The 12143-nt window shown below is 69.9% G+C and carries 10 protein-coding genes; 3 read left to right on the top strand and 7 right to left on the bottom strand.

The annotated features are described in order from the left end of the window. Positions 1-9: 9 nt before the first annotated feature. Both recJ and ABLE88_RS20240 read right to left on the bottom strand, forming a co-directional pair. A complete protein-coding gene (gene recJ / locus ABLE88_RS20245; RefSeq protein ID WP_348833550.1) occupies positions 10-1818 on the bottom strand; it encodes a single-stranded-DNA-specific exonuclease RecJ in 1809 nt (602 codons plus the stop codon). Positions 1819-1868: 50 nt separating this feature from the next. Beyond that, entirely contained in the window at positions 1869-3122 is a 1254-nt protein-coding gene (locus ABLE88_RS20240) for an MgtC/SapB family protein (RefSeq protein WP_348833549.1), read from the bottom strand. Positions 3123-3492: 370 nt separating this feature from the next. Between ABLE88_RS20240 and ABLE88_RS20235 the strand changes: the two genes are divergently transcribed. Further along, positions 3493-3972 carry a hypothetical protein gene (locus ABLE88_RS20235; RefSeq protein ID WP_348833548.1) on the top strand — a complete coding sequence of 160 codons (480 nt, stop codon included), beginning with the start codon at positions 3493-3495 and terminating at the stop codon, positions 3970-3972. Positions 3973-4036: 64 nt separating this feature from the next. Here the strand turns inward: ABLE88_RS20235 and ABLE88_RS20230 are convergent, their stop codons facing one another. From ABLE88_RS20230 to ABLE88_RS20220, 3 genes are all read right to left on the bottom strand, one after another. Further along, positions 4037-5146: a serine/threonine protein kinase gene (locus tag ABLE88_RS20230; protein ID WP_348833547.1), complete on the bottom strand. Its 1110-nt coding sequence runs from the start codon at positions 5144-5146 to the stop codon at positions 4037-4039. 9 nt (positions 5147-5155) lie between these two features. Further along, on the bottom strand, positions 5156-6601 hold the full coding sequence (gene trmFO / locus ABLE88_RS20225; protein WP_348833546.1) for a methylenetetrahydrofolate--tRNA-(uracil(54)-C(5))-methyltransferase (FADH(2)-oxidizing) TrmFO: 1446 nt from the start codon (positions 6599-6601) through the stop codon (positions 5156-5158). A gap of 187 nt (positions 6602-6788) precedes the next feature. Then, a complete protein-coding gene (locus tag ABLE88_RS20220; protein WP_348833545.1) occupies positions 6789-6950 on the bottom strand; it encodes a DUF1127 domain-containing protein in 162 nt (53 codons plus the stop codon). Between the two features lie 281 nt (positions 6951-7231). Here ABLE88_RS20220 and ABLE88_RS20215 point away from each other — a divergent pair, with 281 nt between their 5' ends. Next, positions 7232-7942: an FkbM family methyltransferase gene (locus tag ABLE88_RS20215; RefSeq protein WP_348833544.1), complete on the top strand. Its 711-nt coding sequence runs from the start codon at positions 7232-7234 to the stop codon at positions 7940-7942. 69 nt (positions 7943-8011) lie between these two features. Here ABLE88_RS20215 and uvrA read toward each other — a convergent pair whose 3' ends face one another. Both uvrA and ABLE88_RS20205 read right to left on the bottom strand, forming a co-directional pair. Then, positions 8012-10990: an excinuclease ABC subunit UvrA gene (gene uvrA, locus ABLE88_RS20210; protein ID WP_348833543.1), complete on the bottom strand. Its 2979-nt coding sequence runs from the start codon at positions 10988-10990 to the stop codon at positions 8012-8014. 42 nt (positions 10991-11032) lie between these two features. Further along, the gene (locus tag ABLE88_RS20205) at positions 11033-11284 is read right to left on the bottom strand and encodes a hypothetical protein (RefSeq protein WP_348833541.1); all 252 of its coding nucleotides are present in this window, start codon (positions 11282-11284) and stop codon (positions 11033-11035) included. A gap of 152 nt (positions 11285-11436) precedes the next feature. Here ABLE88_RS20205 and ssb point away from each other — a divergent pair, with 152 nt between their 5' ends. After that, complete coding sequence (ssb, locus tag ABLE88_RS20200) at positions 11437-11988, top strand: single-stranded DNA-binding protein (protein ID WP_348833540.1); 552 nt, start codon at positions 11437-11439, stop codon at positions 11986-11988. Positions 11989-12143 lie beyond the last annotated feature (155 nt).

Genomic DNA, 12143 nt, shown 5'->3' with positions numbered 1-12143 from the left:
GCGGCTCCGTCAAGGGCCGCGGACGGGATCGGCGATGTCCTTCAGGCGCAGGGCGACGCGGGTCTCGCCCTGCCAGGTGTCGAGATCGAGGCTGCCGGCCACGTGCATGGGCCGCCCGCGCGCGGCGAGCAGCGCCCGGCCGAGCGGCTCCTCGGCGCAGCGGAAGGCAGTAGCGCGCAGGCTCTCGCCGCCTGCCGCCGTGATGCGCGCGCGCACATGGCCCGCCCCGAACGTCTCCGCATAGGTCACGCGGTGCGCCGGGAAGGCGAACACCGGCTCGGGATTGCCGGCGCCGAACGGTCCGGCGCGGGCGATCGCCTCCACCAGGGACGGGGTCGCCGAGCCGGCGGTGAGCGCGCCGTCGAGGGTGAGCGCGCCCTCCGCCCGGGCGCGGGCGACGTCGGCGGCGAGCCGGTTTTCCAGATGGGCGCGCAGCGCGCCGAGCTTGCCGCGCGCCACCGTGAGGCCGGCCGCCATGGCGTGGCCGCCGCCCTTCACCAGCAGCCCCAGCTCCACCGCCTCGCGCACCGCGCGGCCGAGGTCGACGCCGGGCAGCGAGCGGCCGGAGCCGGTGCCGGTCTCGCCATTGAAGGCGATGGCGAAGGCGGGGCGCTGGAATCGCTCCTTCAGGCGCGCCGCCACCAGGCCCACCACGCCGGGATGCCAGCCGTCGCCGGTGACGATGACGCAGGCGCCGTCGCCGCCGAGGCCCATGGCCGCGTCCGCCTCCGCCTCGGCGGTGGCGAGGATGGCGCGCTCCACCTCCTGGCGCTCGGTGTTGAGCCGGTCCAATTCGGCGGCGATGGCCTTCGCCTCCATGGGATCGTCGGTGAGCAGCAGCCGGGTGCCGAGCGCCGCGTCGCCGATGCGCCCGCCGGCATTGATGCGCGGGCCCAGCAGGAAGCCGAGATGGAACGGGCGCGGCGGCCCGTCGAGCCGGGCGGCGTCCATCAGCGCGGTGAGGCCGACGCGCTCGCGCCGCTTGAGCGCGATCAGCCCCTTGGTGACGAAGGCGCGGTTGAGGCCGATGAGCGGCACCACGTCGGCCACCGTGGCGAGCGCCACGAGGTCGAGCGCCATCAAGAGGTCCGGCGCCGGGCGCGCGGTGGAAAAATGCCCCGCCTGGCGCAGCGCCCGGATGAGGCCGACGCAGGTGACGAAGACCAGGCCCGCCGCGCACAGATGGCCGAGGCCGGAGAGGTCGTCCTCCCGGTTCGGGTTGACGATCGCCGCCGCCGCGGGCAGCGCCTCGCCGGCCTGGTGGTGGTCGATCACCACCGTGTCCAGGCCCATCCCCTTGGCCGCGTCGAGGGCGGCGGCGGAGGTGGTGCCGCAATCCACCGTCACCAGCAGCGTCACGCCCTTTTCGGCCAATTGCGCGATGGCGCCGGCATTGGGCCCGTAGCCCTCGAAGATGCGGTCGGGGATGTGGAACAAAGGGTCGAGCCCGGCGGCGCGCAGCACGCTCACCAGGAGCGCGGTGGCGCAGGCGCCGTCGACGTCATAGTCGCCGAACACGGCCACCTGCTCGCCCTTGGCCACCGCGCGCACCAGCCGCGCCACCGCCGCGCCCATGTCGGTGAGGGTGTCGGGGTCCGGCAGCAGGCCGCGTATGGTGGGATCGAGATGGGCCTCGGCGCCCTCCAGGCTGACCCCGCGCCCGGCCAGAACCCGCGCCAGCAGGTCGCCGATGCCGAGCCGCTGGGCCATGGCGAGGGCGAGCTGGGAGGTGCGCACGTCCAGCCGGTCGCGCCAGGCGCGGCCTGTGGCGGAGGCGGCGACATCGAGGAAGGGGCGATTCGTCAGCGCAATGGTCACCGGGCCATCAAGACAGAGGCGTCGCCCGCCGTCGAGGGCGGCGCTTGCTTTCAGCCGGCCGCGAGGGCGAGGAACACCGCTCCCGCCGCCGCCACGGCCGCGGCGCTGGCGGCGAGCAGCCTGAGGCTGAACGGCGCGGTTCCGGCGGCGGCGGCGAAGCCCACCCGGCCGAGCGCGTTCATGCCGAGCGCGATGAGGATGGCGAGCGCCGCGCTTTCCATGGTCAGGCCGGAGCCGGCGAGGCGCGCGGCGTTCAGCGAGGGCACGTCCACGTCGACGATGCCGGCCACCGCGTTGACCGCATAGATGCTGCTCGGCCCCACCACCTTCAGCAGCACGCCGCTCACCGCCGAGACCAGCGCGAACAGCCCGGCGAAGGCGGCGAGCGGGCCGATGTCGAACGGGTTGCCCGGCGCCTCGACTTCGCCGGTGTCCGCCTCGTGCCGGCGCATCAGGAACAGGCCGGCGGCGCCGAAGGCGGCGGCGCCCGCGATCGCCGGCGGCACCAGCGTCGGCAGCAGGCCCGGCTGGACGATGGCGCAGATCACCATCACCCGCAGTACCGACACCATGGCGGCGAGCGACGCGCCGCCCGCCAGCAGGCCGGCCGGCTCGCCGGCCGTCGCGCGGCGGGCGAAGGCGAGCGTGACGGCGGTGGAGGACACCAGCGCCCCGGCGAGCGCGCTGATGAGGATGCCCTTCTGCGTCCCCGCCGCCTTCACCGCCAGGTAGCCGGCGAAGGAGATGGTGGCGGTGAGCACCATGAAGGTCCAGATCTGGCGCGGATTGATGCTGTCGAACGGGTCGACGGTCTCGTCCGGCAGCAGCGGCAGCACGATGACCGTCATGGCGAGCAGCACCAAGGCCGAGCGCAGCTCCGGCCAGGTGAGGTTGCGCACCAGGCGGTGCAGCACCTCGCGCCCGGCGAGGATGCCGGTGGCGGCGATGGCGGCGGCGCCCGCCGCCTGGGGCTCGCCGGCCACGGCGAGCGCGCCGAGCGCGAACACCAGCATGGCGGCGATGACCGAGGTGATGCTGTAATCGTCCTCCTGCGCCATCTCGCGGTACTTGAACGCGGCGAACACGGCGGTGTAGGCGGCCATCGCCACCAGCAGGAGCGCCGGGCTCTCCAGGACGCGGGACAGAGCGGCGGCGACCCCGCCGAGCAGGCCGCACAGCGCGAAGGTGCGCACCCCCGCGGTGCGGCTGCCCGCCGGCGCCCGCCGCTCGCGCCAGCCGCGCTCGACGCCCACCACGAGGCCGATGGCGAGCGCGGTGGCGAGGCCGAAGATGAGGTCGGGCATAAGCGCTCCCGCCGGGGTGAAGGGCGGGCAGCATAGCATTTCACGGCGGTTCTGTTGCCGGCGGGGGGACAGGGGCGCGGCGCAGGCGCTTGCCCGGGGGCGCCGGCGTGCCGGTGTTCGGCCAAACGGGACGGGCGACGTCGGACAGGCCGGAGGCCCGCCAGTTCGCGCTCCGGGGCGCCCTCCCAGGCGCGTCATGCTCCGGCTTGACCGGAGCATCCACGGCGCGGGAGGGCTGCGCGGGTCCTAAAGGGGCTGGCGCGGGCGGCGATGGCTCTTACGGGGTGGCACCACCGATGGTAGCGTGAAGGGGAATGCGGCCGAGGATGGCGCGGACCGTCGGGCGCGTCGGCGGGCCTATGTGGCGCGCATGTCCGTGCAGGAGACGGGGGATCGGGACCGGGCAGGGGGTCCGGCCGATCGCGGCGGGGATGGCGGTGACGGCGGAGATCAGGAGGGGGCAGCGAAGGTTGATCGCGTGTCGGTTCGAAATCGATCGCGAGGGGAATGGATTATGACAGAAGATATTGTGCGCCTGGTATTTGGCATATTTGCAACAGCAACAGTGGTAGTATACATATATTATATATTGAAAATCTCTCTCAGAGTAGCAAGAAAAAATTTCGATGAATGGGACGATAAATGCTCTGTTATTTTCTTTTTCACCATAGGCCAATTTGGGCAATCTCACATTAATCGATGGATGCGCCTTGGCGTAAAAAATCATGATTCAGCTGTTAAAATTATAAAACAGCAAAATCTTATCATATTACTTATGCTGGTTGGGTTTGTGTCTATTTGCTTGATATATTTGTTCTTGGCCAAGATTATTTTTGGAAATATTGGTTAAGCGCAGGAGCTTTCGAGAAAAGTTGCCATTTACGGCCCTTCTCCTCCCTCCTCCTCCCGCCCCCTCACGCCGCCGCGCGGGTGATGCGGTCCGTCAGATTGAGGCGGGCGCGGGCGATGTCGGCCATGAGGGCGCGCACCTCCTCGGTGCCGGAGAGGGTCTCCACCATCTCGATCTGGTTGCGCGCCACCAGCAGCAGCAGATCGTCGCGCACCGCCCCGTCCGGCCCGAGCGGCAGGCGCGGCACGAGCTGGACATGGTCGAGATGGGGCCGCTCGGGCAAAGCCGCGTCGAGATGCGCGCGCAGCGCCTCGACCGAGAGCTCGGCCCCCGCCGCCGGCGCGACGAAGGCATAGAGCCCCACCTTGCCGCCGAGCGTCTGGAAGTCCGCCATGTGCACCGCCGCGACCGCGGGGTGGCCGGCCAGCGCCGCGGCGATGCGCGGGCCCACCTGCGTCACCCGCGGCCCACGGCCCTCGGTATCGGAATATGACATGAGCCGGCGGGTGACGAAGCGGTAGAGCTTCTTGCCGGTGGCCATCCACACACGGGTGATGACGCTCTTGGTGGCCAGCATCCGGCGCTCGCGCGCCGTGAGGTCCTGCGGGCAATAGGTGCGCTTGTGCTTCAAAAGGTGGCGCAGGTCCTCGTAGGCGAGCACCCGGCCGAGCTTCCAGCGCCGGCTGATGGGCAGCGCCAGCTGGAAGTCCATGAGCCAGGCCTCGCCGTCCGCCCCGCGCAGCCAGTTCTGCTGCTTGGCGAGGTCGTTGTGGACGTAGCCGGCGCGGTGCAGCTGGCGCAGCGCCGCGCGGGCGGAGTGGAAGAAGTGGCGGTCGCCCGCGGGCCGGGCGATGTGGAGCGGGACGCCCTCGATCCAGCCGCGCACCAGGAAGCGCGCGCCCACCGCAATGAGGGGGGTGGTGACGCCGGTGCGGGTGACCTTTTCCAGCGCCGCGCGCTCGAATGCGGCGAGCCGCGCGGCGAGCGGCGCGAGCCAGAGCGAAACCGCGTCCCATCGACGGCGAACAGCCGCAAGTTCCCGCCCGTCGCGCGTCACATAGGTGCCGCGCTCGACGGTGGAGAACACGTCGCGCTTGAGCACCGTGTCGACCCGGAAGGCCCCCGGATCGGCCCCGTACTCGATTGCGACGTCTGGATTTTCGCGGCGCGGCATCGGGCTTTTCTAAGCGGCCTTTCCGGCCGTGTCGAGCCAGCGGGCGAAATCCGCCAGCGCCCGGGCGCTGAGCGCCCGCTTTTTCGCCAGGGTCTTTTCGGTTCCCCGCAAACGCTTGCCATCGCTGGATTTCGGCGCCTCGGCGAGGGGCGGGAACAGGCCGAAATTCACGTTCATGGGCTGGAAGGCGCGCGGCCCCTCGCCCTCCGGCGCCTCCAGATGCCCGCCCGTAATATGCGCCAGCAAGGCCCCGTGGGCGCTGGTGACCGGCGGCAGGGACGGCGCCGCGCCGTGCCGCTCGGCGGCGGCGAAGCGCCCGGCCATGAGGCCCACGGCGGCGCTTTCCACATAGCCCTCGCAGCCCGTGATCTGCCCGGCAAAGCGCAGCCGCGGCAAAGCCTTGAGCCGAAGGGTCGGGTCCAGCAGCCGGGGCGAATTGAGGTAGGTGTTGCGGTGGAGCCCGCCGAGGCGGGCAAATTCCGCGCCCTCGAGGCCGGGGATGGAGCGGAAGATGCGCACCTGCTCGCCGTGGCGCAATTTGGTCTGGAATCCCACCATGTTGTAGAGCGTGCCGAGCTTGTTGTCCTGGCGCAGCTGGACCACCGCATAGGGCTTGACGTCGGGGGCGTGGGGATTGGTGAGGCCCACCGGCTTCATGGGGCCGAAGCGCAAGGTCTCGCGGCCGCGCTCAGCCATCACCTCGATCGGCAGGCAGCCGTCGAAATAGGGCGTCTTGGCCTCGAAGTCGCGCAGCGGCGCCTTCTCGCCGGCGATCAGGGCGTCCACGAAGGCGTGGTACTGCGCCTCGTCCAGCGGGCAGTTGATATAGTCCGCGCCGGTGCCGCCCGGCCCGGGCTTGTCGTAGCGCGACTGGAACCAGGCCTTGCCGAGGTCGATGCTGTCGAAGTGCACGATCGGCGCGATGGCGTCGAAGAAGGCGAGCGCGGCCTCGCCGGTCACGGCGCGCACGGCTTCGGCCAGTGCCGGCGAGGTGAGCGGGCCGGTGGCGACGATCACACTGTCCCAGTCGTCCGGCGGCAGGCCGGCGACCTCCGCGCGGCGGATCTCGACCAAAGGATGGGCTTCGAGCGCGGCGCCCACCGCCTGGGAGAAGCCAAGGCGGTCCACCGCCAGCGCGCCGCCAGCGGGCACCTGGTTGGCGTCGGCGCAGGCGAGGATGAGCGACCCGGCGCGTCGCATCTCGGCGTGCAGCACGCCCACCGCATTGGTGGCGGCATCGTCCGAGCGGAAGGAATTGGAGCACACCAGCTCGGCGAGGCCGTCGGTGAGGTGGGCTTCCGTGGTGCGCAGCGGACGCATCTCGTGCAGCACCACCGGCACCCCCGCGCGCGCCACCTGCCATGCCGCCTCGCTGCCGGCGAGGCCGCCGCCGATCACGTGGACCGGCGCCTGCTGGGGCTGCTGCGTCTCATCGGGCCGCGGGGCTGCGCTCAAGGATCGGTTCTCCCGCTCGGACGCCCGCTTGCCGGACGCCGCGAAGGGAGGGCTCTGTGCCACAGCAGGGGTGGCGGCAGCAAGCGAATATGGCCGGAGGCCGCGCTGCGCGCCCCGGCGCCCGAAGGCCAGGCCGCCGGCCCGGATATTCCGACCGCCGGGCCGCCGGGCGGCGCAGGTGCACTGCTCAGGCGCCGATGGCGGCGCGCCGGGCGACCGAGTGGATATCGCTGCGACTGACGTTGATGTCGGCGAGCGAGCGGTCGTCGAGCTCGGACAGTTCGGCAACCGTTAGGCGGTACAACCGCCATTCACGCAACCTGCGCGCCAGGAAACCCCAAATGATCATCGATGCCTCCAATATTGCGGATGCTCACTGAACCGAGCTCCGCAGTCCGGCCGGAAGCTAATGAGCCTGACACCACACGAGAAGAGGGGGTGCTGCATTGCAGCAATGCAAAGACCGCAGATGCGGCCAAAAATCGCCAGGTGGGAGCAACAGACGGTTACAAAACGGTATGATAATAAACCCGGTCCGACCAAGTTCGAACACTTTGGCGTGTTTTCTTGGAGGTGTTATGGTGACGTTGGAGGTACGATCTTCGGATCACCGATCTGGGGGGGTTGGCTATGGTGGTTGCGCGTAAGCTCGATCAGGCGGTATTCACCGCAGAGGTGGAGCGGAACCTGGTGTCGCTGTTTTTCGACAGCCGGGACGGCATCTTCGTCGAGGTCGGGGCGTTCGACCCCGTGTTTCAGAGCCAGACCTATCATTTGGAAATCGTCGGCTGGCAGGGCGTGCTGATCGAGCCCGAGCCGAGCCAGGCTGAACATCTGCGAAAGTCGCGGCGCGCCCCCGTGTTCGAGGTGGCGTGCGCGGGACCGGAAGTGGCGGGGGGGTTCGCGCGTCTGCTCTCGCGCCGCGGCCTCAGCAGCCTTCGCTTCCACGAACGGAATGCGGAACCCGGCTCGGTCGTCGACGTCAAGTGTCTGACCCTCGACCAAGTTCTGAAAGATGCGGGAATCGAGCGCGTGGATTTCCTCAGCATCGACGTGGAAGGGTCCGAGCCCGACGTGCTGCGCGGCTTCGACTTTGCCCGCCATCGGCCGAAGCTGATCCTGATCGATGATCGGGAGCGGTTCGCCGAGACGCGCCGGGTGATGGCGCGCAACCGCTACCGCCTGGTGCGCCGAACCGGGCACAATAGCTGGTTCGTGCCCCACGACGCGGGCATCCGTCTGAGCGCGCGCGGACGCTTCGAGCTCATGTGGACCTACGGTCCGGGCCGCCTGATGCGCCGGACACGGTCGAAGTTCAGCGAGCGCTCGGTCGCGCCCTGAGCCGCCGCGCACGGCAGGAAGGCGTCCGGCCGCAAGCGATCGGCCGCCCGGGGCTCCGAGGGATCGCGCCTATTCCGCGGCGCGGCGGCGGGCCGAGCGGCGCGCCGGCGCCGCCGCCCCCTCGGCCGGGGGCGCCATCGCCATCGGCCGGCGCGCCAGAACCTCGGCCAGGAAGCGCCCGGTGTGCGAGCGCTTCTCTTTGGCCACCGCCTCCGGCGGGCCGGCGGCGACGATCTCGCCGCCCCCGTCGCCGCCTTCCGGGCCGAGGTCCAGGACCCAGTCGGCGGTCTTGATGACCTCGAGATTGTGCTCGATCACGACCACGGTATTGCCCTGGTCCACCAGTTCGTGGAGCACCTCCAAGAGCTTCTTCACGTCGTGGAAGTGCAGGCCCGTGGTGGGCTCGTCGAGGATATAGAGCGTGCGGCCGGTGGCGCGCTTCGACAGCTCCTTGGAGAGCTTCACGCGCTGAGCTTCGCCGCCGGAGAGCGTGGTCGCCTGCTGGCCCACCTTGATGTAGTCGAGGCCCACGCGGTGGAGCGTCTCCAGCTTCTCGCGCACCGACGGCACCGCCTTGAAGAAGGCAGCGCCTTCCTCCACCGTCATGTCCAGCACGTCGGCGATGGACTTGTTCTTGAACATCACCTCCAGCGTCTCGCGATTGTAGCGCTTGCCCTTGCACACGTCGCAGGTGACGTAGACGTCGGGCAGGAAGTGCATCTCGATCTTGATGACTCCGTCGCCCTGGCAGGCCTCGCAGCGCCCGCCCTTCACGTTGAAGGAGAAGCGCCCGGGGCCGTAGCCGCGCGCCTTGGCCTCCGGCAGGCCGGCGAACCAGTCCCGGATCGGCGTGAAGGCCCCCGTATAGGTGGCGGGGTTCGAGCGGGGCGTGCGGCCGATGGGCGACTGGTCGATGTCGATCACCTTGTCGAGGTGCTCCAGGCCCTCGAGCTTGTCGAACGGGGCTGGGGCCTCGCTCGCGCCGTTGAGGCGCCGCGCCACCGCCTTGTAGAGCGTGTCGACGAGCAGGGTCGACTTGCCGCCGCCCGAGACCCCGGTGATGCAGGTGAACAGGCCGAGCGGGATCTCCGCCGTGACGTCCTTCAGATTGTTGCCCCGCGCGCCCGAGAGCTTCAGCATGCGCCGCGGGTTGGGCTTGCGCCGCGCCGGCACGCCCACCGAAAGCGCGCCGGTGAGATATTGCCCGGTGAGCGACTTCGGATTGGCGAGGATCTGCGCCGGCGTGCCCTGGGCGACGATCTGCCCGCCATGGATGCCGGCGCCCGGTCCCACGTCTACCACATAGTCGGCGGCGAGGATCGCGTCCTCGTCGTGCTCCACCACGATCACCGTGTTGCCGAGGTCGCGCAGGTGCTTCAGCGTCACCAGCAGGCGTTCGTTGTCGCGCTGGTGCAGGCCGATGGAGGGCTCGTCCAGCACGTAGAGCACGCCGGTGAGGCCGGAACCGATCTGCGAGGCAAGGCGGATGCGCTGGCTCTCGCCGCCGGACAGCGTCCCGGAGGCGCGGGCGAGGGTGAGATATTCGAGCCCCACGTCCAGCAGGAACCGCAGCCGCTCGCGGATCTCCTTCAGGATGCGCCCGGCGATCTCGTTCTGCTTGTCGGTGAGCTGCGCCGGCAGGTCCTCGAACCAGCGGGCGGCCGCCTTCACCGAAAGGGTGCCCACCTCGCCGATGTGCCGGCCCGCCACCTTCACCGCCAGCGCCTCCGGCTTCAGCCGATAACCGGTGCAGACGGCGCAGGGCACGGTGGAGAAGTATTTCGAGATCTCCTCCCGTGCCCAATCGCTTTCGGTCTCCTTCCAGCGCCGGTCGAGGTTCACCACCACGCCCTCGAACGTCTTGTGCGTCTCGTAGGCGCGCAGGCCGTCGTCATAGGCGAAGGCGATCTTCTCGCCCTTGGAACCGTAGAGGATGACGTCCTTGGCCTTCTCCGGCAGGTCGGCCCACGGCACGGTGAGTTTGAAGCCGTAATGCTTGGCCAGCGCGTCCAGGGTCTGCCCGTAATAAGGCGAGGTGGACTTCGCCCAGGGGGCGATGGCGCCGTGCTTCAGCGAGCGCGCCTTGTCCGGCACCACCAGCTCGGGATCGATGGTCTGCTCGACGCCGAGGCCGTCGCAGGCCGGGCAGGCGCCGAACGGGTTGTTGAACGAGAACAGGCGCGGCTCGATCTCTGCGATGGTGAAGCCGGAGACCGGGCAGGCGAACTTCTCGGAGAACATGATGCGGCGCGGCGCGCCCTGCTCATCCTTCTCGTCGGCATACTCGGCCACCGCGATGCCGTCGGCGAGGGCGAGGGCGGTCTCGAAGCTGTCGGCGAGGCGGGCGGAGAGGTCGGCGCGCACGACGATGCGGTCCACCACCACGTCGATGTCGTGCTTGAACTTCTTGTCGAGCGCGGGGGCATCGGCGATCTCGTGGAAAGCGCCGTTGACCTTGACCCGCTGGAAGCCCTTCTTCATCCAGTCGGCGAGCTCCTTGCGGAACTCCCCTTTGCGCCCGCGCACCACGGGCGCCAGGATGTAGAGCCGCGTGCCCTCCGGCAGCGCCAGCGTGCGGTCCACCATCTGCGAGACCGTCTGGCTCTCGATCGGCAGGCCGGTGGCGGGCGAGTAGGGCACCCCCGTGCGCGCCCACATCAGGCGCATGTAGTCGTAGATCTCGGTGACGGTGCCGACCGTGGATCGGGGGTTCTTGGAGGTGGTCTTCTGCTCGATGGAGATGGCGGGCGAGAGGCCGTCGATCTGGTCCACGTCCGGCTTCTGCATCATCTCCAGGAACTGGCGCGCATAGGCGGAGAGGCTCTCCACATAGCGGCGCTGGCCCTCGGCATAGATGGTGTCGAAGGCGAGCGAGCTCTTGCCGGAGCCGGAGAGGCCGGTGAACACCACCAGACTGTCGCGCGGGATGTCGAGATCCACATTCTTCAGATTGTGCTCGCGCGCCCCCCTGATGGACAGGGTGCGCGCATCGCGGCGGGCGGGACTGGCGGCGGGCTCGTCCCGCGCGGGGGATGTCTTGCTCTTCATGAACGTCCGGAGCGGCCCGGGGGCCGAAAGAAGGGGCGGGGATCAGCGCAGCGGCGGCGTCGGCAAGGCGCGGTCGCCGCAGGCGCCGGCACGGATCGCGGCGGATACGGCCGAGGCGGCAGGGTGGATGACGCCGGAAGGTTCGAACGCGCGCATGGTCATGGCTCGAATGTAATGGCCGGTGTGCAATGCGGTAGGGAACATATCAGGAACTTTGCCGCCGCTCCAGCCAAAATCTGACGAGCGTGCCGCTGCGGAGGGGGTTGCGTGAACGCCGGAGAGGCGATAGAACACAACAAGAACATCGCGCCTCTGCGCGCCCTCGGCCCTTGCCGAAGCGGGTTGCGGTGCGCGGAGCGGTGGACAGCGGCGTATTTTGGCTCGCGCGGGCCGCCGCGCGGGGGCAGGGTGCGCGCGAGATTTTCGCGAGACAGGGAGGCCCGCCGATGGCCGGCAGCGTCAACAAGGTGATCCTGATCGGCAACCTGGGCCGCGACCCCGAGGTGCGCGCGTTCCAGAGCGGCGGCCGGGTCTGCAACCTGCGCATCGCCACCTCGGAGAGCTGGCGCGACAAGGCCTCGGGCGAGCGCAAGGAGCGGACCGAGTGGCACCAGATCTCGATCTATAACGAGAACCTGATCGGCGTGGCAGAGCGGTTCCTCAAGAAGGGCTCCAAGGTCTACATTGAAGGCCAGCTGGAGACGCGCAAGTACGAGAAGGACGGGCGCGACGTCTACACCACCGAGGTGGTGCTGCGCCCGTATCGCGGCGAGTTGACCCTGCTCGACGGGCGCGGCGAGGGCGGCGGCGCCGGCGCGGGGTCGGACGACTATAGCGGCGGCTCCGATTTCGGTTCGTCGGGCCCCATGGGTGGCGGCGGGGGCGGCTTCGGCGGCGGCGGTGGGCGGCGCTCCGGTCCGTCGGGCGGCGGGTCCGGCGGCGGCGCGGGCGGCGGGCGTCCGGCGAGCAGCGATCTGGACGACGAGATCCCCTTCTGAGCGCAGGGGCGCGCGCAAGCCGGACCGCAGGTCGGGCGGCCAAGGGCGCCCCGGGCCGGCGTGCGCGCGGGCCGTCGCCGGCATGGCGCGGGCGATTTTGGGGGCACTTTGACGCAAAAGGGTCAAGATTGCCGGTCAGGGCCGGGTTGGCTGTT

Source organism: Xanthobacter luteus, assembly GCF_040049235.1.
GTDB lineage: Bacteria > Pseudomonadota > Alphaproteobacteria > Rhizobiales > Xanthobacteraceae > Xanthobacter.
Note: the sequence above shows the minus strand (reverse complement) of the source record. Positions and strands in the feature narration are given on the sequence as shown.